Annotated in this window: 19 protein-coding genes; 12 read left to right on the forward strand and 7 right to left on the reverse strand. The window is 67.1% G+C overall.

Translation table 11 applies throughout. The annotated features are described in order from the left end of the window. Nucleotides 1–417: 417 nt before the first annotated feature. The 5 genes from mch (at nucleotide 418) to fae (AC6IW9_RS04520) (ending at nucleotide 4,650) form a co-directional block, all read left to right on the forward strand. Complete coding sequence (gene mch, locus AC6IW9_RS04500; protein WP_497769482.1) at nucleotides 418–1,395, forward strand: methenyltetrahydromethanopterin cyclohydrolase; 978 nt, start codon at nucleotides 418–420, stop codon at nucleotides 1,393–1,395. Next, nucleotides 1,349–2,317, forward strand: coding sequence for a RimK family alpha-L-glutamate ligase (locus AC6IW9_RS04505; protein WP_497769486.1), 969 nt, complete (start codon nucleotides 1,349–1,351; stop codon nucleotides 2,315–2,317). The genes mch and AC6IW9_RS04505 overlap by 47 nt, the downstream gene beginning before the upstream one ends. Further along, complete coding sequence (locus tag AC6IW9_RS04510) at nucleotides 2,310–3,182, forward strand: triphosphoribosyl-dephospho-CoA synthase (RefSeq protein WP_497769489.1); 873 nt, start codon at nucleotides 2,310–2,312, stop codon at nucleotides 3,180–3,182. Before AC6IW9_RS04505 ends, AC6IW9_RS04510 begins: the two co-directional genes overlap by 8 nt. Before the next feature lie 138 nt (nucleotides 3,183–3,320). After that, a complete protein-coding gene (fae, locus tag AC6IW9_RS04515) occupies nucleotides 3,321–3,830 on the forward strand; it encodes a formaldehyde-activating enzyme (protein WP_497769493.1) in 510 nt (169 codons plus the stop codon). A 256-nt stretch (nucleotides 3,831–4,086) separates the two neighbouring features. Then, the gene (gene fae, locus AC6IW9_RS04520) at nucleotides 4,087–4,650 is read left to right on the forward strand and encodes a formaldehyde-activating enzyme (protein ID WP_497769496.1); all 564 of its coding nucleotides are present in this window, start codon (nucleotides 4,087–4,089) and stop codon (nucleotides 4,648–4,650) included. 65 nt (nucleotides 4,651–4,715) lie between these two features. Here fae (AC6IW9_RS04520) and AC6IW9_RS04525 read toward each other — a convergent pair whose 3' ends face one another. After that, on the reverse strand, nucleotides 4,716–5,408 hold the full coding sequence (locus AC6IW9_RS04525) for a HisA/HisF-related TIM barrel protein (protein WP_497769498.1): 693 nt from the start codon (nucleotides 5,406–5,408) through the stop codon (nucleotides 4,716–4,718). Between the two features lie 301 nt (nucleotides 5,409–5,709). Between AC6IW9_RS04525 and AC6IW9_RS04530 the strand changes: the two genes are divergently transcribed. Next, nucleotides 5,710–6,573, forward strand: coding sequence for a right-handed parallel beta-helix repeat-containing protein (locus AC6IW9_RS04530; RefSeq protein ID WP_497769412.1), 864 nt, complete (start codon nucleotides 5,710–5,712; stop codon nucleotides 6,571–6,573). Nucleotides 6,574–6,638: 65 nt separating this feature from the next. Here the strand turns inward: AC6IW9_RS04530 and AC6IW9_RS04535 are convergent, their stop codons facing one another. After that, nucleotides 6,639–7,127 carry a CDP-archaeol synthase gene (locus AC6IW9_RS04535; RefSeq protein ID WP_497769501.1) on the reverse strand — a complete coding sequence of 163 codons (489 nt, stop codon included), beginning with the start codon at nucleotides 7,125–7,127 and terminating at the stop codon, nucleotides 6,639–6,641. Between the two features lie 813 nt (nucleotides 7,128–7,940). Between AC6IW9_RS04535 and AC6IW9_RS04540 the strand changes: the two genes are divergently transcribed. Together AC6IW9_RS04540 and AC6IW9_RS04545 are read left to right on the forward strand one after the other, a co-directional pair. Beyond that, nucleotides 7,941–8,348: a Ros/MucR family transcriptional regulator gene (locus AC6IW9_RS04540; RefSeq protein WP_497769503.1), complete on the forward strand. Its 408-nt coding sequence runs from the start codon at nucleotides 7,941–7,943 to the stop codon at nucleotides 8,346–8,348. 199 nt (nucleotides 8,349–8,547) lie between these two features. Beyond that, on the forward strand, nucleotides 8,548–9,129 hold the full coding sequence (locus AC6IW9_RS04545; RefSeq protein ID WP_497769506.1) for a L,D-transpeptidase: 582 nt from the start codon (nucleotides 8,548–8,550) through the stop codon (nucleotides 9,127–9,129). 24 nt (nucleotides 9,130–9,153) lie between these two features. On the opposite strand, the gene AC6IW9_RS04550 is transcribed toward AC6IW9_RS04545, so the two are convergent. Then, nucleotides 9,154–9,531, reverse strand: coding sequence for a gamma-butyrobetaine hydroxylase family protein (locus AC6IW9_RS04550; protein ID WP_497772443.1), 378 nt, complete (start codon nucleotides 9,529–9,531; stop codon nucleotides 9,154–9,156). Between the two features lie 137 nt (nucleotides 9,532–9,668). Between AC6IW9_RS04550 and moaA the strand changes: the two genes are divergently transcribed. Beyond that, on the forward strand, nucleotides 9,669–10,709 hold the full coding sequence (gene moaA, locus AC6IW9_RS04555; protein WP_497769509.1) for a GTP 3',8-cyclase MoaA: 1,041 nt from the start codon (nucleotides 9,669–9,671) through the stop codon (nucleotides 10,707–10,709). Further along, nucleotides 10,706–11,467 carry an ABC transporter substrate-binding protein gene (locus AC6IW9_RS04560; RefSeq protein WP_497769512.1) on the forward strand — a complete coding sequence of 254 codons (762 nt, stop codon included), beginning with the start codon at nucleotides 10,706–10,708 and terminating at the stop codon, nucleotides 11,465–11,467. The genes moaA and AC6IW9_RS04560 overlap by 4 nt, the downstream gene beginning before the upstream one ends. 48 nt (nucleotides 11,468–11,515) lie before the next feature. On the opposite strand, the gene AC6IW9_RS04565 is transcribed toward AC6IW9_RS04560, so the two are convergent. From AC6IW9_RS04565 to AC6IW9_RS04580, 4 genes are all read right to left on the reverse strand, one after another. Further along, the gene (locus AC6IW9_RS04565) at nucleotides 11,516–12,292 is read right to left on the reverse strand and encodes a purine nucleoside phosphorylase YfiH/LACC1 family protein (RefSeq protein WP_497769514.1); all 777 of its coding nucleotides are present in this window, start codon (nucleotides 12,290–12,292) and stop codon (nucleotides 11,516–11,518) included. Further along, nucleotides 12,292–13,371, reverse strand: a complete 1,080-nt coding sequence (locus AC6IW9_RS04570; protein WP_497769518.1) for a class I SAM-dependent methyltransferase — start codon at nucleotides 13,369–13,371, stop codon at nucleotides 12,292–12,294. Before AC6IW9_RS04570 ends, AC6IW9_RS04565 begins: the two co-directional genes overlap by 1 nt. Then, on the reverse strand, nucleotides 13,368–14,183 hold the full coding sequence (gene lgt, locus AC6IW9_RS04575; RefSeq protein WP_497769521.1) for a prolipoprotein diacylglyceryl transferase: 816 nt from the start codon (nucleotides 14,181–14,183) through the stop codon (nucleotides 13,368–13,370). The genes AC6IW9_RS04570 and lgt overlap by 4 nt, the downstream gene beginning before the upstream one ends. A gap of 69 nt (nucleotides 14,184–14,252) precedes the next feature. Continuing rightward, nucleotides 14,253–15,722, reverse strand: coding sequence for an amino acid permease (locus AC6IW9_RS04580; RefSeq protein WP_497769523.1), 1,470 nt, complete (start codon nucleotides 15,720–15,722; stop codon nucleotides 14,253–14,255). 175 nt (nucleotides 15,723–15,897) lie between these two features. Between AC6IW9_RS04580 and msrB the strand changes: the two genes are divergently transcribed. Further along, the gene (msrB, locus tag AC6IW9_RS04585; protein ID WP_497769527.1) at nucleotides 15,898–16,299 is read left to right on the forward strand and encodes a peptide-methionine (R)-S-oxide reductase MsrB; all 402 of its coding nucleotides are present in this window, start codon (nucleotides 15,898–15,900) and stop codon (nucleotides 16,297–16,299) included. 638 nt (nucleotides 16,300–16,937) lie between these two features. After that, nucleotides 16,938–18,665, forward strand: coding sequence for a formate--tetrahydrofolate ligase (locus tag AC6IW9_RS04590; RefSeq protein ID WP_497769529.1), 1,728 nt, complete (start codon nucleotides 16,938–16,940; stop codon nucleotides 18,663–18,665). Nucleotides 18,666–18,727 lie beyond the last annotated feature (62 nt).

The raw sequence follows: 18,727 nt of genomic DNA on the forward strand, positions 1-18,727 counted from the left end.
GGACGGGCGGAGACCCTCGCTCGACCCCTTGCGACGCCACGCCGCCGGTTCCGGCCTTCCTTCGTGCGGAAGCCTCGCGAAAGCGAGGCAAGGGCCGGCCGAATGTCCGAGGGTGGCGCGGGGATAGACTACCCGAAAGGGGAAAACAACCCTGGCCCCGGAGGCGGCGAACAGAAAAGGCCGCCGTGGTCCGGAACGCTTCCGGCTCCGACGCTCTCTTCTTTCCCGCGGCCGAAAACGGCGCCGCGGCGTTCCGGACCTCCCATATCCCGCGCCGGAAACGGCGGCGGGGCGCCGATGCGTGAGCGCGTCACCCCGCGCTTTCGCCCGACCCGAAACCTTAGTAATGTCGCCGCCGACAAACTCGGCCGCCGGCGCGGCGGCCCCGAAGGAAACGGGAATAGAGGAACGGGACAAGTGACGGGAACTCTCGACAAGACCGGCCGGGCCACGGCCAGCGTCAACCTGCTGGCGGGCGAGATCGTCGATAAGCTCGCCGCCGGGCCTGAGCGCTATCGGGTCGCCGTCTCGCGCGGAAGCCTCGGCGAGCTGCTGATCGACGCCGGCGCCGAGGTCGCAGGCGGGCTCGACGCCGGCCTTCTGCTCACCGAGATCTGCCTCGGCGGCCTCGGAAAGGTCTCGCTGGCGCCGGCCCCGGGCCAGAAGAACTGGCCCTTCTGGCTCACCGTCACCAGCAATGATCCGGTCGTCGCCTGCCTCGCCAGCCAATATGCCGGCTGGAGCCTCTCCCACGAGAAATTCTTCGCGCTCGGCTCCGGCCCCGGCCGCTCGCTCGCCCGCAAGGAGCCGCTGTTCCAGGAGCTGCCATACGCAGACTCCGCGGATCGTGCGACGATCGTGCTCGAGGCCGGCGCGCCGCCGCCCGAGCCCGTCGTCGCCAAGGTCGCAGAGGGCTGCGGGGTGTCCCCCGAAAGACTCGCCTTCATTTATGCGCCGACACAGAGTCTCGCCGGCAGCGTGCAGGTGGTCGGCCGCGTGCTCGAGGTGGCGCTGCACAAGGCGCATGAGCTGAAGTTTCCGCTCGAGCATATCGTCGACGGCGTTGCGACGGCGCCGCTGTCGCCGCCGCATCCCGATTTCGTCACGGCCATGGGCCGCACCAATGACGCGATCATCTATTCCGGCCGCGCCCATCTCTTCGTGCGCGGCCCGGCGGCGGCGGCGAAGGAGCTCGCGGAAAAACTGCCGAGCTCCAACTCGCGCGACTATGGTCGGCCTTTCGCGGAAATTTTCAAAGCGTATAAGGGCGACTTCTACAAGATCGACCCGAGCCTGTTCTCGCCCGCCGAGGCGATCGTGACGGCGGTCGAGACCGGCGAGACATTCCGTGGCGGAGCCATCGACGAAAAACTTCTCGACGCCTCGTTCGGCTGAGCCGGCGCGCCCGCGCCAGGGCGCGCTTCATGTCGCGATCTTCACCGACGAGCTCGACTGGCATGTCGAGCGATTGAGGCGAGGCTTCGCGCGCTGCGGCGCGCGGGCCACGCCCGTGCGTCTCGCCGCCTGCAAGGTCGACACGACGCGCGCGCACGGCCTCGCCATTCCGGGTTTTCACGGCGCGCTGCCGGCCGCGGCCGTCGTGCGCGCGATCGGCGACGGCTCGCTGGAGACGATCACTTTGAGGCTCGGCGTGCTGCATGCGCTCGACGCGCTCGGCGTGCCGCTCGTCAACAGCGCGCGCGCGATCGAGCGCTGCACCGACAAATCCGCGGCGAGCTTCCTGCTCGCGCAGGCGCGCATTCCCACTCCCGCGAGCTTCGTCACCGGCTCGCGCGCCGAGGCGTTGCGCATCATCCGCAGCGAAGCGCCGCGCGGTCCACTGGTTCTGAAGCCTCTGTTCGGCGCGCAGGGCTGGGGGCTGAAGCTCATCCGCCGCGAGGAGGATCTGCCGGCCGAGGAGGAGGCGCGCGGCGTCTTCTATCTGCAGCGCTTCGTTCCTCCGCGCGATGTGTGGTACGAGGACATGCGCATTCTCGTCTCGCATGGGAATGTCGTCGGCGCGATGCGCCGGCGCTCGCGGCGCTGGATCACCAATGTGCGCCAGGGCGCGAAGCCTTTCGCCTGCGAGCCGACGCCGCGCGAGCGCGAGCTCGCTCTGCGCGCCGCGGCGGCGCTCGGCGCGGATTTCGCCGGCGTCGACATCATCTGCGGCGCAGATGGTCTTCCGATGGTGCTCGAGGTCAACAGCATGGCGGGCTGGAGCGGGCTGCAGAGCGTGACGCCTTTCTCCATCGCCGAGCGCGTCGCCGGCGACATTTTGGGGGCGATCGCCGCATCGCGCCGCGCGCATGGCTGAGGCCGCGCTCGAACAGCGCGTCGCGCGCGCCTTCATCGCCGCTTGCGAAGACGAACTCGCCGCGCCCAAGCCCGGCAATGTCCATATTTATGCGGCCGGCCACGGCATGGAGGCGAAACACTTCGTCGAAAGCGCTCATGCGGCGGCGCCGTTCCTCTGCGCGCCGCGCGCGAGCGTCGGGCGACGCGTCTTCGACGCGATCGAGGCGACCTGGGCGCGCGTCGGCTGCAACACCAATCTCGGCATTATACTCTTATGCGCGCCGCTCGCACATGCGGCGCTCGCGGGCGGAGCCGGGACATTGCGTGAAAGGCTCGCTTCGACGCTCGACGCGCTCGATCGCGACGACGCGGACCTCGCCTTTCGCGCCATCGCGCGCGCTTCCCCCGCAGGGCTCGGCTCGGCGGGGGAACACGACGTCGCGGCGCCGGCGACGATCGGATTGAGGGAGGCGATGGCGCTCGCCGCCGGGCGCGACCGGATCGCGCTGCAATATGCGACCGCCTATACGGATATTTTCGGCCTCGGCCAGGAAACGATCGCGCGCTCCAGAGCGCGAGGCGACGACGGGCCGATCACGACGCTGCGATTGTTCATGGCTTTCGCGAGCCGTTTGCCCGACAGTCACATCGCCCGCAAATACGGCATGGCGGCCGCGCTCTCGGTCATGGAGCGGATGGCGGAAGCCTTCTCTCGCCTGGAGACGATCGACGATCGAGAAACCGCGTTTTCGCTCGCTTTGGAATTAGATCGTTCTTTGAAAAAAAATGCGTATAATCCGGGAACAAGCGCCGACCTCACCGTCGCGGCGCTTTTTGTCGATTCTCTTCTCTCCATCTTGCCGAACGTTCACAAAAATGGTTGAGTTCGCGCCGCGCGAGATGGTCTCGCGACCGGCTCGGCCGGCTCGGCCTCGTTCTGGCCTGACGCCCGCCGAGAAGTGGGGAGGCGTCCGCGCCGGCAGCCGCGCGGGCGAAAATCGAGTTTATCGAAAGGAAGAAACATGGCCCTGATCAACAAGCTCCTGGTCGGCGAGTCGCTCGTCGGCGAAGGCAATGAAGTCGCCCACATCGACCTGCTGATCGGACCGCGCGGCAGCGCCGCCGAGACCGCTTTCGCCAACGCCCTGGTCAACAACAAGGACGGCTTCACCACCCTGCTCGCGGTCGTGGCCCCGAACCTGCTCGCCAAGCCGAATACGATCCTGTTCAACAAGGTCACCATCAAGAACGCCAAGCAGGCCGTTCAGATGTTCGGCCCGGCGCAGGCCGGCGTCGCCAAGGCGGTCGCCGATTCGGTCGCCGAGGGCGTGATCCCGGTCACCGAGGCCGACGACCTGTTCATCTCGGTCGGCGTGTTCATCCACTGGGAAGCCAACGACGACAAGAAGATTCAGGAATACAACTATCAGGCGACGAAGGAAGCCATCGCCCGCGCGATCAAGGGCGAGCCGAAGGCCGCCGAGGTCGTCGCCAAGCGCAACGACGTCAAGCATCCTTTCGGCGCCAACTGAGCCGGCTGTCGTCGCGGCGAGACGCCGGGCGCAGCCCGCGCCGGCGCGTCGCGGCGTGAGAGCGGCGCCGCCGCGTCATTCGGGAAGCCGCTCGCCGGCTTCCCGTCGTCGACCAGAATGCGGGCGGATCGAAACCGGGGTCGGCGTCATCCAATCGGCTTCCTGACGGGGAAGTTGCAGCGAGACAGGGGAGGCCTCGCGCAGGCTGCGAGAAGCGCCGCGAAGGCGTCAACAAGAGACCGAAAGGAAAGCGAATATGGCCTCGATACTGGACAAGATTCTCGGCGCCTTGTTTCCGAAGGCGGCCGGCGCGTCCCAGCCGAAGCTGCTGGTCGGCGAGTCGCTGGTCGGCGACGGCAATGAGGTGGCGCATATCGATCTGCTGATCGGCCCGCGCGGCAGCTCGGCCGAGACCGCATTCGCCAATGCGCTCGTCAACAACAAGGACGGTTTCACCACTCTGCTCGCCGTCGTCGCCCCCAACCTGCTCGTCAAGCCCTACACGATCCTGTTCAACAAGGTGACGATCAAGAACGCCAAGCAGGCCGTTCAGATGTTCGGCCCGGCGCAATATGGCGTCGCCAAGGCCGTCGCCGACAGCGTCGCGGAAGGGATCATCCCGATCGAGCAGGCCGACGATCTCTTCATCTCGGTCGGCGTGTTCATCCATTGGGAAGCCAACGACGACCAGAAGATTCAGGAATTCAACTACCGTGCGACGAAGGAAGCGATCGCCCGCGCGCTGAAGGGCGACCCGAGCGCCTCCAAGGTTCTGTCCGAGCGAGTGACCGCAAAGCATCCCTTCGCCGCCGCCGATTGAGGCGTCCCGCGATTCGCTTCGACAAAGAGGAGCCGCCCACTGCGCGGCTCCTTTTTTGTTGTGCGTCATTGCACGGCAAATCGATTCACATCCGCGCGCGACAAGCGCCCGTCGTGCAGCGCCGAGGCGACGAGGGCGCCCGAGACGCCGGCCCGCGCCAGCGTGTCGAGATCGCGCGCGTCCCGTACGCCGCCTGCTGCAAAGAGGCTGCGTCCCGCGGCCTTGCGCAACAGGCGTGACGTCAGGTCGACATCCGGCCCTTCGAACGAGCCGACGCGCGCCAGCGTCATGACGATGACCCGCTGTGGCCAGAGACGCGCGTCCTCCAGCAGCGCGGGCGGCCCCAGAAGCCGGCCGCCGCGAAAGTCGAGCGAGAGGATCGCGCTCGCATCTCCGGCGAGCGTCGCTTCGCGCGCCGCGAGGCTCTCGCTGCCGATCACCGGCTCGACGCCCATTGCGCGTTGAGCCGCGATCCTGTCCGGAGTCGCCGAGCCGTCGTCGACCCAAAAGGAGAGCTGCGGGAAGGCGCGCGCGAGCGCGAGGAGCGCCGCGCCATGGCCCGGCCGTCCCTCTATGGCGTCGAGATCGGCGACATAGAGGGTCGAGAAATCGGCGAGACTCAGAAATCCCGCGATCACATCGTGCGGCGCGCTCGATGCGACGAGCGGGGATACGATGGGCGCATAGGCGTCGCGCTCGCCTCCCCAGGCGCGCACCACCTGTCCGCCTTTCAGATCGATGACGGGAATGATCTGCATGACGCGGCATATAGCGGCGCCCGCGGGGGGAGGGGAAGCCCGAGCCGCGATGGTATGGCGCCGAGCGAGCTTCGCATTCGTGCGATGTGGCTCTCGCTCGCTTCGAGACAGCCGCTTCGAGCCCTCCCAGTCGACGCGACTTCATTCAAGAGGCCGGCAGTTCGCCTGATATCTCAGCGTGCTCGGCCGCCGGTCGGCGCGTGCTGGGCCGCACATTGTCCTTTTCGAACAAGACTTAGAACGGGGTCATCGACGAGAGCGGCGCTGGGCCGCTCCGAAACCAGAGAAACGGGAGGACCCCATGTTCGCTTCCAAGACCCTTCGCTCCGCTCTGCTCGCGATCCTGCCCTGCGCGTTCGCCGCTCCGGCCTTCGCGGCCTCGCCCGTCACCTATGTCTCGGCGACCGGAGCCGACGCCGGCGCCTGCGCCACCGCCGCCACCGCCTGCCGCACCTTCGCCTACGCCATCGGCCAGACCTCGCCGGGCGGCGACATGAAGGCCATCGACGCCGGAGAGTTCGGACCCTTCCTCGTCAACAAGGCGATCTCCGTCACCGGCGTGCCGGGCGCCAGCGCCGGCCAGAGCGGTCCCTTCGACGTGATCACCGTCACCGCCGCCGTCACCGACGCCGTCAACATCAGCGGCCTCACCATCCAGGGCCTCAACAACACCGGCTTCGTCGGCGTGAAGGTCAATTCCGCAGGCTTCGTGACGATCAAGAACTGCCATCTGCGCAATCTCAAGGGCACGGGCGTCCTCTTCTCCGCCGCCGGCGCCGCCGGCGGCAAGTCGCGCTATCTCATCGAGGACACGACCATCGCCAAGGTCGGCGGCCACGGCATTTTCCTCAGCGCCAACACCAATGTCGCCGACGGCATTATCAGCCGGGTCTCGATCAACGGCGCCACGAGCGCCGGCGTCGCCTCGGAAAAGTTCAGCTATGCCGATGTGACCGACACGGTCGTCGTCAACAGCGGGATGGGCTTCAAGGCCGGCTCCAACGGCTGGATCCAGCTCGCCCGCTCCACCGCCATGGCCAACACGACCGGCCTCCTCATCGATCCCAACGCCTATGCGGTGTTCAGCACCGGCAATAATCTCATCTACCACAATAGCAGCGCCAACATCTCCGGCGGAGCCCCCTCCCTGCTGCCGCTCAAATGACGACGACATCATAGACTAGCGAGGAGGCCTCGGCGCCCGCGCCGAAGGCCTCCTTCGCCGTCGCCCTAGAACGGCTGCTCACGCACGCGCAGATCGAACATCAGCCGCGACAGCGCCAGGGATCCGACGAGGAAGCCCGCCGTCGTCACGAGAATTTCGATCGGTCCCAGCGGGATCAGACGCGCGGCGGCGAGCAGCGGCGCCAGCGCTTCTGGAATCTGATCGAGGCCGATCGCGCGGCTGCTCACGGCGCGTCCGAGACGGCGTTTGACGAAGCTCGAGAAGAGATCGCCCGCCATCGCGCCCGCGCCGACGACGGCGCCGACCGCGCCGGAGAGGCCGATGGCGAGCGCGCAGAGCGTCGTCGCCGCGATCGACAAAAACACGCCGCGCCAAGTCTTCGCCGCTCCGAACAGCGGCCGCCCGTCGAAGAAAAGGACGCCGCCGTCGACCGGGCCCGCGCCCGCCGCGCCGAGCAGGCGCTTGGCGAGAACGGGCGCGCCATTGGCGACGACGAGCAGAAGCGAGAGTTTCACGACAAGGACCGCGTCCATGGCGGCACGCCTCCGGTCAGAGTGAAGGCCACGGCTGTCCGGCTCTCATATAGGGGAGGCGACGCCGACGACATCGCCTGCCGTGGGCGCATCCTTCATCTCGGCGTGGCCGTCGCCTCGCGAGCGGTTTTCGCGGGCCGGACGACGACCGCCGCCGATCTCGTCGGCGGCGGTCGTCGGCGCCGGCGCTCGACGAATAGGGCCCCACGATCGATCGCGGCGTGCTCGTCGACGAATACTTCACACGGGGCGCGATTGCCGCAGGAGCGCGATTGCGCCGTAAACTGTTTCTGCGGCGATCGCGAGCCGGCAGGCGCGATGATCGGCCGTAACTTCGCAAGTCTGCGCGCGAAAGTCGAATGCGAAGAGGAGGCCAGTGTGTGAGCTCCCCGGGAGGCGCGCGAATCGCCGGCGCGGGCGCGTTCGTCTCTCTTCTTCCGATGTGCTCGAGCGGCGTCCGCGAATCGGCGACGCCCGCGCGTTTGCTGCGATTTTCCGGGCGAATGCGCGCGATTCGTCGGATGGGCGGGCGGCGAGGGCGGGCAAGAACAACGGGGCCAGTGTTCTGCCGGGCCGATCCGCCCCGTAGTACTACTTAGCAGTCGGCCCAAATAATTATACCCAGATTTAGTCCATGATCGTTAGGAAATAGTTGCGGCGTCCAATGCACCGATGTATACAGTCCGTGTCTTTGCGGACCGAACGGCGCTGATCTGCCCTCGCGAGTCTTGTTCGGGACGCCGTCCTGTCGGCTGCTCGGTCGCGCCAGGGTAAACCGGCTTACCGAAACGAAAGAAAGTGAAGAGTGAAGCAATGACCTCGACCAACAACATAGAGCTCGCCGCCGATATCGTCTCCGCCTATGTGAGCAACAATTCCGTTCCCGCGGCTGATCTTCCCGGTCTCATCAACGAAGTCTATGGAGCGCTGATGCGCGTCGGCACGGGCGCCGTCGCCGAGCCGGTCGAGGCGCCCAAGCCCGCCGTATCGGTTCGCAAGTCGGTCACCAACGACTACATCGTCTGCCTCGAAGATGGCAAGAAGTTCAAGTCGCTGAAGCGCCATCTGCGCACTCAATACGGCCTCTCGCCCGAAGAATATCGCGAAAAATGGGGCCTTGCGCCCGACTATCCGATGGTCGCCCCCAATTACGCCAAGGCGCGCTCCAATCTCGCCAAGCAGATGGGTCTCGGCCAGCAGCGCCGCCGCCGCGCGCGCTGAACGCGTCCGGCTCAGGCCGAGCCGCGCGACGCGCCGCGGCGACCTTTTATCGCCGCGCAGCCGCGACGCGCCGCCTCCAACTCGGACGCTCTACGCGCTCTTGTCTCTCATGCGCACGAGCGGGAACATAGCGGACGGCGCAACGCGGCGCGCGCGGCTCACTGAATTTTTTTCAACGTGCCGAACGGGGGGTAGAAACATGCGGCGTTTCGCAGTCGCTCTGATTGCTTTCGGTTCTCTGTGCTCGGCCGCGCCGGCCTATGATGGAGGGCCGCTCGGCGGATTGTTCGAGCTCGGGCCCGCCAGCGGCCAGTCATCCGACGGACGGCCGCAGGCGACGGCTATTCCTCGCGAGATCGTGTCCTACACGAGCCGCTATTCGCCGGGCACGGTGGTCGTCTCGACCAATGAGCGCAGGCTCTATTATGTGCTCGGCAACAGCCAGGCGATCCGCTATGGCGTCGGCGTCGGTCGTCCCGGCTTCGAATGGTCCGGCACGCGCTACATTTCCAACAAGCGCGAATGGCCCGACTGGACGCCGCCGCCCCAGATGCTGCGCCGCCGCCCCGACCTGCCTCGCCACATGGCCGGCGGCGCCGACAACCCGCTCGGAGCGCGCGCGATGTATCTCGGCGGCTCGCTCTATCGCATCCACGGCTCCAACGAGCCGGAGACGATCGGACAGGCGGTGTCCTCCGGCTGCATCCGCATGAGCAATGACGATGTGGTCGACCTCTACCAGCGCGTGCGCGTGGGCACGCGCGTGGTGGTCCTGCGCTGACGGGACCTCCCGGATGGAGCGCGCTCAGCGCTCCCCGGGCCTGTCGCGATCCAGGCCCTTCTCGGCGAGCTCGCCGAGATACGCCGAGAAATCCGCTTCGGCTCCCGCCCCCAGCTCGTGCAGATAGGGCCAAGTGTAGATGCCCGTGTCGTGCAGATCGTCGAAGGAGAGCCGCACGGCGTAATGGCCGACCGGCTCGACCGCCGTGATGGCCACATTGCGCTTGCCGCCGACCGTCCTGCGCTCTTCGGGCGTGTGCCCCTGCACCTCGGCCGAGGGGCTCCGCACGCGCAAATGCTCGGCCGAGAGGTCATAGGCCTCCCCGCTCTCGAAACTCACCCGCAGCCGTCGTCCCGCATCGAGCAGGCGTATCTCGCTCGGCCAAATCTCCGCATTGCCCATGTCGCCCTCCGACGCCTTCGATCCGCCCACGCGCGCCCTGGCCTCCGCCGAGGGGCTTCACGCGGCGCGCTTTGCCAAATATATAGGCCGAAGATGCAGGCTGCGCGCCAAGCAGCGCGCCGCGAAACGGTCAGCCGATGAATCCGCGTCCGATAATCGCCTATGATCCGGCTGCGCCGGCCCCGCTCGTCGATCCCTTCGGACGGTCGATCTCCTATCTGCGCGTCTCGGTGACCGACCGCTGCGACTTTCGCTGCGTCTATTGCATGTCCGAGCACATGGAGTTCCTGCCGCGCCGCGACCTGCTGACGCTCGAGGAGCTCGACCGGCTGTGCACGGCCTTCGTCGAGCGCGGGACGCGCAAGCTGCGCATCACCGGCGGCGAGCCGCTGATGCGGCGCGACATATCGAGCCTCTTCCGGCGCCTCTCCCGTCACCTCGCGGACGGCCGGCTCGACGAGCTGACGCTGACGACCAACGGCTCGCAGCTCGAGCGTTATGCGGAGGCGCTCGCCGATTGCGGCGTCGAGCGCGTCAATGTCTCGCTCGATACGCTGGACCCCGACCGCTTCCGTGCGCTGACGCGCACGGGCGACCATGCCCGCGTGCTCGCCGGAATAGCGGCGGCGCGCCGCGCCGGGCTCGCCGTGAAGCTGAACGCCGTCGCGCTGAAGGATACGAACGAGACGGAATTCGTGGCGCTGACGCGCTTTGCCCATGAGCACGGCATGGACATGACCTTCATCGAGGTCATGCCGCTCGGCGAGCTCGACGGAGTCGAGCGGATCGACCAATATATCCCGCTGTCCCATGTGCGCGAGCGCCTCGCCGAATGTTTCACGCTTCAAGAGATCGACTATCGCAGCGGCGGACCGGCGCGCTACATGCGCGTCGCCGAGACCGGCGGGCGGATCGGTTTCATCACGCCGCTCTCGCATAATTTCTGCGAATCCTGCAATCGCGTGCGCGTCACCTGCACCGGGACGCTGTTCATGTGCCTCGGCCAGGAGGACGCCGCCGATCTGCGCGCGCCGCTGCGCGAGGACCCGAGCGACGCGTCTCTCCACGCCGCCATCGACGCGGCGATCGCGCGCAAGCCCAAGGGGCATGATTTCGTCATCGATCGCGCAAAGCGCGCGCCCGCCGTGGTCCGCCATATGAGCACGACCGGCGGATGAGGCGCCTCTTCACGCTCGTTCCGATCCTTATCGCTTTCTCGACCGGCGGCGCGGGAGCCGCGCAACTGCGCGTCGCGAGCGAAGGCGCGCGGCCGCCCTTCAATTATCTCGACGCCGGCAATCAGCTCGCCGGTTTCGAGATCGATCTGATGCGCGAGATCTGCGAGCGCATCGGCGCCGAATGCCTATTCGTGACCCAGGATTGGGAGAGCCTCGTGCCCGGGCTCACGGCCAAGGACTATGATCTGATCGTCGCCGCGATGGAGATCACCGACGAGCGGCGCCAGAAGATCGCCTTCTCCGAACCCTATGCGAGCACGCCTTCCGCGCTGATCGTAGAGCGAGATTCGGAGATCGCCGGAGCCGTTCCCGCAGAGCTGAAGGGCAAGCGCGTCGGAGTGCAGGCGGACAGTCCACAACAGGCTTTTTTCGAGGACAAATTTCCCGCCGTCGAGCTGCGCCCCTATGCGACGCTCGAGGAGGCGATGCTCGATCTCGCCGAAGGCCGCATCGACGCCGTGGCCGCGGACAAGCTCGCCGCCGTCGAGTTTCTGAAGATTCGCAAGGAAGGGCGCTGCTGCCGCCTCGGCGCCGATCTGCCGCACGACCCGAATTATTTCGGCGCAGGACTCGGCGTCGGCCTGCGCAAAGAGGACGCCGCGCTGAAGAGCGCGATCGACGCGGCGCTCGCGGCGCTCATCGCCGACGGGACCTATCGGGCGATCCGGGCGAAATATTTCGATTTTGAAATTCGCTGACCGCGCATATCGTCGGCCGTTTCACGAACGATCGACATCGGCGCCGGCTCAGGCGAGCGCGATCGCCGAGACCAGCCGGCCGTAATCCGGCTCGGCGCGATGCACGCTGCGGCGATAGCTGAAGCAGCGCGTCTCATCGGCGTAGGTGTCGATGCGAAGATCCACGAAGGACGCGACCTCCGCCCGCGCGACGCGCGCCGCGATGAAGCCCGGCAGGTCGAACAGCGAACGCCCCTCACGCGGCGAAGGCGCGAAGAAACGCGCATGCGCCGGATCCTCGGCGAGGAAGCGCTCGAGAAATTCCGGCCCCACTTCATAGCTCTCGCGCGCGATCGCCGGGCCGAGCGCGACGTGAATGTCGCCGCGCCGCGCGCCGCGGCCCTCCATGGCGGCGAGCGTCGCCTCGATCGTGCCGCCGAAGGCGCCCTTCCACCCCGCATGGCAGGCGCCGATGACGCCGGCGCGCGCGTCGGCGAACATCAGCATGCCGCAATCGGCGCCGGTCACGCCGAGCGCGAGGCCGGCGATGTCGGTGACGAGCCCATCGCAGCGCGGCCGCTCGTCGGCGGCCCAGGGCGCATCCACGCAGAGCGCCTCGCTCGAGTGAATCTGATAGGGCACGAGCAGGCGATCCGCCGCAACGCCGACGCGGCGCGCCATGCGCGCGCGATTCTCGCCGACGCGCGCCGGATCGTCGCGCGAGCCGACCCCGCCGTTGAGCGAGGCGTAGACGCCGTCCGACACGCCCCCCGCGCGGGTGAAGAAGGCATGGCGGACGCCCGGAAGCGAGAGATTCTCGGCCGTCAGCGCGGCGGGCCCGTCCATCAGGCGAATCCCGGAAGATCCGGCATCGCCGGATGCGTGACCGCCATCACCTTGAACAATTCGCCCATATCGCGCTCGGGATCGTCGGTCCCGGCGAGCCGCGTCAGCGCCGCGGCGATGTCGGCGGCCTGCTCGGGCGTCGCGCGCTTCGACAGGGCTTCGGCGCGTTCGGCGATGCCGAGGCGCGTGAGAAAGACGCCCTGCGTCACCGGCCCCTGCACGCGCGCGCCGGCGGCCTGCGCCGCGCGGGCGAGCGCGGCGAAATCGACATGGGTGGTGAGATCCGCCTCGCCCGGCGCCTCCAGCGGATCGACATAGGCGTGGCGCGCCACCGCCTGCAGCGTCTCGCCGAGCGCGGTCTGCGTGTAGCCGTAATCGACGACGAGCAGAGCGCCGCCCTGCGCGACGAGCCGCGCCGCGATCTCGCCCATCAGCCGTGCGCCGATGGCGCCGATTTCTATGATCGAGCCCTCGGGCGCGTCGACCGTCAGATCCGGCTCGATCGCCTCGCCGACGCCGAGCGCGAGCGCGCCGGTCTCGTCGAGCCCGAGCAGGCGCTCGCTCCAGCCGCGCGCCGTCTTCACATAATGGCGCACGGGCAGAGCGTCGAAGAACTCATTGGCGAGAATGATCGCCGGCTCGTGCGGGATCGAGGCGATGTCCGCGCTCCAGGAGATGTCCGTCGTCGCGTCGGCGAGCGTGCGGCGCTGGGCCGCCTCCAGGACCGGGCTCGTCTCGACCAGATGAACCCGCATCGCGTGAAGGAAGCTCGGCGCGATGCGCGCGACGCGCAGCACGTCGGACATCAGAGTTCCACGCCCGGGGCCGAGCTCGATCAGCCGCGCCGGCGACGGCGCGCCGCCGCCGCGCCATGCCTCCTGCGCCCAGAGGCCGAGCAATTCGCCGAACATCTGGCTGATCTCCGGCGCGGTGATGAAATCGCCGCCCGCGCCGAAAGGATCGCGCGTCGTGTAATAGCCGAGCGTCGGATGGGAGAGCGCGATCGACATATAGCGCTCGAGCGTGATCGGTCCTTCCTGCGCGATCATTGCGATGATCTCGTCGCGAAGCCGGCTCATGCCGTGACTCGCTGCGGACGGAGCGCGAAGGCGATCAACGCCGCGCCGACGAGAACCATCGGCGCCGACAGCGCCATGCCCATGGTGAGCCCGTCGCCGAGCGCTTCCGATATGGGATCGGGCTCGCGGAAGAATTCGCAAGAGATGCGCGCGAGGCCATAGCCGACGCCGAACAGGCCCGTCGCGAGGCCCGGGCGCTTCAACGCGCCGCGCCGCGCCGCGAAGCCGAGCAGAAGCAGGAGCCCGAGCCCTTCGAGCCCCGCCTCATAGAGCTGGCTCGGGTGGCGCGCGGCCTCCCCCGCGCCGGGAAAGACCATCGCCCAGGGGACGTCGCTCGGCCGGCCCCACATCTCCGGCTTGATGAAATTGGCGAGGCGGCCGAAGAAAATGCCGATCGGCGTGACGGTCGCGCAAATATCGCTCACCGTGAGCCCGAAAATCTTCTCGCGCAGAGCGAACAAGGTCATTCCGAGGATCGCGCCGATGAGGCCGCCGTGGAAGGCCATGCCGCCCTTCCAGGTTTTCACGATCTCCTCCGGATGAGCGAAATAGAAGGCGCGCTCGTAGAACAGCACATGGCCGAGCCGCCCGCCGATGATGACGCCGAGCGCGACATAGACCAGCAGATCGTCGAGGCTCGCAGGCGAGGGCCGCGGCGTCTCGCCCCACAGAGCGTCGGCCGCGACGAGCCGCCGTGCATAGAGCCAGCCGAGCGCGAGCCCGGCGATATAGGCGAGCGCATACCAGCGAATCGGAACCGGACCGATCTCGACGAGCGCCGGATCGATCATCGGAAAGGGGAGAACGAGCATTGGTCCTATCCGAAGGCGACGAAGCCGGCTCGCTCCGCCATTCCACGAGGAAGAGCGGCGCTGCGAGCGTCAGCCGCGCCGCGTGCGAAGGCTCCCGTAAAAATAATAGAAAGCGAGGCCGGCGGCCATCCAGACGAAGAGACGAATCCACGTCTCGATCGGCAGAGCGGCCATCAGCGCGAGGCAGGAGAAAATGCCGAGGATCGGCACCACCGGAATGCCCGGCGCGCGGAACGGGCGATGCAGATTTGGGCTCTTGCGGCGCAGATAGAGCACCGCGCCGCAAACGAGAGCGAAGGCGGACAGAGTGCCGATCGAGACCATCTCGCCGAGAATATCGATCGGAAACAGGCCCGCGGCGATGGCGACGAGGACGCCGACGACGATCTGGCTCACCGCCGGCGTGCCCCAGCGCTCGTGCAGGCTGGCGAAGACCGGCGGCAGCATTCCGTCATGCGCCATGGAGTAGAAGACGCGCGTCTGGCCGAACAGCAGCGCCAGAATGACGGTGGTGAGGCCGGCGAGCGCGCCGATCTTGACGACCCAGGCCATCCAGGCGGCGCCGGTCGCATCCATCGCCACGGCGATCGGATCCGGCACATTCAGCGCGGTGTAGGAGACGACGCCGGTCGCGACGGCGGCGACGCCGATGAACAGGATCGTGCAGATGGCGAGCGAGGCGATGATGCCGACCGGCACGTCGCGCTGCGGGAGCTTCGCCTCCTGCGCCGCGGTCGAGACGGCGTCGAAGCCGATATAGGAGAAGAAGACGATGGAGGCGCCGCGCAGCACGCCGCTCCAGCCGAAATGACCGAACTCTCCGGTATTCTCCGGCACGAAAGGCGTCCAATGCGCCGTGTCGACATAGGATGCGCCGAACAGGATCACGATCAGCACAACCGTCACTTTGACGAGCACGATCAAATTATTGAACACGGACGATTCGCGCGTGCCGCGCGCCAGCAGCACGGAGAGCGCCAGCACGACGAGCGCGGCCGGGATGTTGAAATAGCCTCCGCCTCCGCCGGCATGGCCCGGATCGGCGAACATGGCCGTGGTCCATTGCTGGGGGAGAACGATGCCCAATCCGTTCAGCACGCGGTTGAAGTAGCCGGCCCAGCCGACGGCGACCGTCGCGGCGCCGAGCCCATATTCGAGCACGAGATCCCAGCCGATGATCCAGGCGAAGAGCTCGCCGAGCGTGGCGTAAGTGTAGGTATAGGCGCTGCCCGCGACCGGAATGAGCGCTGCGAGCTCCGCATAGCACAAAGCGACGAAGGCGCAGGCGAGGCCGGCGAGCGCGAAGGAGAGGACGACGCCCGGGCCCGCGGAATTCGCCGCCACTGTGCCGGTCAGCACGAAAATGCCAGCGCCGATGATCCCGCCGATGCCGAGCGCGGTGAGCGAGACGGGGCCGAGCGCCCGCGCGAATTTGGCGCCGTCGCCACGGCCGTGCTCGGCGAGAATCTGCTCGACCGACTTGCGGGCGAAGAAATGGCGCGTCGGCGTCTTGGCGCCGGTCGTCGTGTCTTGAACCACGAAGAGACCCTTTCCCTGCGAGAGACGCTCCCGGACGGGAGCTCAGCCCGAGAATGGCGCGCGATTATGGTTGCGCTGCGGGACGGAAACAAGAGGCGCGGTCGCGCCCCCGCGAGACGACTGTGCTAGACTGCTCGCCAGACACAGTTCCGCGACCCGGTCGAGGAGACGAGAGATGACGGACGATCGCTTCCCAGTGACGCGCACCGAGGCGGAATGGCGCGCGCGACTGACGCCGGATCAATATGCCGTAATGCGAAAGCACGGAACCGAGCCCCCCGGCAGCTGCGCGCTCAACGACGAGAAGCGCCTCGGCGTCTTCACTTGCGCCGGATGCGATCAGCCGCTGTTCACCTCGCGCCAGAAATTCGACAGCGGAACGGGCTGGCCGAGCTTCTTCGATCCGATCGAGGGCTCGATCGCGACGACCATCGACCGCAGTTACGGCATGGTCCGCACCGAGGCGCATTGCAGCCGCTGCGGTTCGCATCTCGGCCATGTGTTCCCCGATGGTCCGCCGCCGACGGGCCTGCGCTATTGCATCAACGGCGTCGCGCTGAATTTTTTTCCGGAGTGACGTTCGGGCGGGCTCTGTCCCATTCGTCGAGCGACCCGGCCTTCCCCCGCTCGTAGAGGCGAGGGTGGGCGGCGGGAGCCGCGAATCCGAGACAGAGCCCGTGCAATATCATAGGAACGGCGATTTCGACGCTCGGAGCGACTCCCTTATTTCCTATCGAAGCGCCCTTGGAGACGCCTTATCGTCGTATCGCATCGACGCCGTTCGAACAGGCAGGCCGAGGGTAGGTTCGGCGGCCCGGCTGATCGAATGTGCCGCCCGCCCCGCGCGTGTCTCCGAGCGAAGAGGGACCGCGCCATTTTCCCTATTTTCGGGGCGATAGACGCGTGCGCCGCGACAATAATTTCGCTTGACGAGGAAATTCTTTGTCCGTCATAGGGGCGGCGCGGGCGAGTTTTCGACCGGATGCCGCGAGGGGCGAGGACGCGCCGAAGGCGCGGGACCGCATCCGGGGACAACTTGATGAAGCAATCGGAAGGTTCTAACTTCGCCGGTCAATGACGGCGAAGACCGGGCGACCCATGGTGGTCTTCGCCCCGCGGCCGCTTGCGCGCCTCCGGGGGCGTCCCGCGCGGCGCGGACGAAAAGATTTCGAAGGGCCGAGCGAAACGCTTCGAGCGAGGGGAGAAAACATTCAAATGTCCGAAACGTCCACCCCCGCAGCGAGCGGGAAAGGCAACCAGCATCTTTCTCCCAAGTCCGACATCGAAATCTCGCAGGCCGCCGATATGCGGCCGATCGTCGATGTCGCGCGCGAGAAGCTCGGCATCCCCGCCGAACATGTGTTGCCTTACGGACATTACAAGGCGAAAATCTCCCTCGATTATCTCTCCTCCCTGAAGGACCGGCCGGACGGCAAGCTGGTCCTCGTCACCGCCATCACGCCGACGCCCGCGGGCGAAGGCAAGACGACGACGACGGTCGGCCTCGGCGACGCGCTCAACCACATCGGCAAGAAGGCCATCATGTGCCTTCGCGAGCCCAGTCTCGGTCCCTGCTTCGGCGTCAAGGGCGGCGCCGCCGGCGGCGGCTATGCACAAGTCGTGCCGATGGAGGACATCAACCTCCATTTCACCGGCGACTTCCACGCCATCGGCGCGGCGAACAATCTGCTCGCCGCCCTGATCGACAACCACGTCTATTGGGGCAATTCGCTCGGCGTCGATCCGCGCCGCATCTCCTGGCGCCGCGCGGTGGACATGAACGACCGCGCCTTGCGCTCGATCGTCTCCTCGCTCGGCGGCGTCGCCAACGGTTTTCCACGCGAAGACGGGTTCGACATCACGGTCGCCTCGGAGGTGATGGCGATCTTCTGCCTCGCCACCGATTTCGCCGATCTCCAGCGCCGGCTCGGCGACATCATCGTCGCCCAGACCCGCGACAAGAAGAACATCCGCGCCTCCGAGCTGAAGGCTCAAGGCTCCATGGCCGCGCTCTTGAAGGACGCGATCGCGCCCAATCTGGTGCAGACGCTCGAGAATAATCCGGCCTTCATCCATGGCGGGCCCTTCGCCAATATCGCCCATGGCTGCAATTCGGTCATCGCCACCAAGGCGGCGCTGAAGCTCGCCGATTATGTGGTGACGGAGGCGGGCTTCGGCGCCGATCTCGGGGCCGAGAAATTCTTCGACATCAAATGCCGCAAGGCGGGGCTGAAGCCCGACGTGACGGTGATCGTCGCGACCATTCGCGCGCTGAAGATGCATGGCGGCGTCGCCAAGGACGATCTGAAGAGCGAGAATGTCGCGGCGCTGGAGAAGGGCTTCGCCAATCTGAAGCGCCACATCGCCAATGTGCAGAAGTTCGGGGTGCCGGTGATCGTCTCGGTCAACCGCTTCAGCACCGATACGCCGGCGGAGATCGAGCTCCTGCAGAAGCTCACCCGGGCCGAGGGCGTCGATTGCGTGCTCGCCGATCATTGGGGCTCGGGCGGTCCGGGCGCGGCGGAGCTCGCGCATAAGGTCGTCTCGACCATCGAGGCCGAGCCTTCGCAGTTCAAGCCGCTCTATGCGGACGATCTACCGCTCGTCGAGAAGGTGCGCACGATCGCGCGCGAGCTCTATGGCGCGTCCGACATCGCCGTCGATTCATCCGCGAAGGCGCGCTTCGCCGAGCTGGAGAAGGAAGGCTTCGGCCATCTGCCGGTGTGCATCGCCAAGACGCAATACAGCTTCTCGACCGACGCCAATGCGAAGGGCGCGCCGTCCGGCCACGTGATCCCGGTTCGCGAGCTGCGCCTGTCGGCCGGCGCCGAATTCGTCGTCGTGATCTGCGGCGACATCATGACCATGCCCGGCCTGCCGAAGGTCCCCGCCGCCAACAACATCGAGGTCGGCGCGGACGGCCGGATCGCCGGCCTGTTCTAGAGCGCTTTCCGCTCGAACGGAATCGTTCGAGCGGTCAGAATTCGCTCCAAACGAAAAGCTGG

This window comes from Methylosinus sp. shoA (assembly GCF_059718125.1).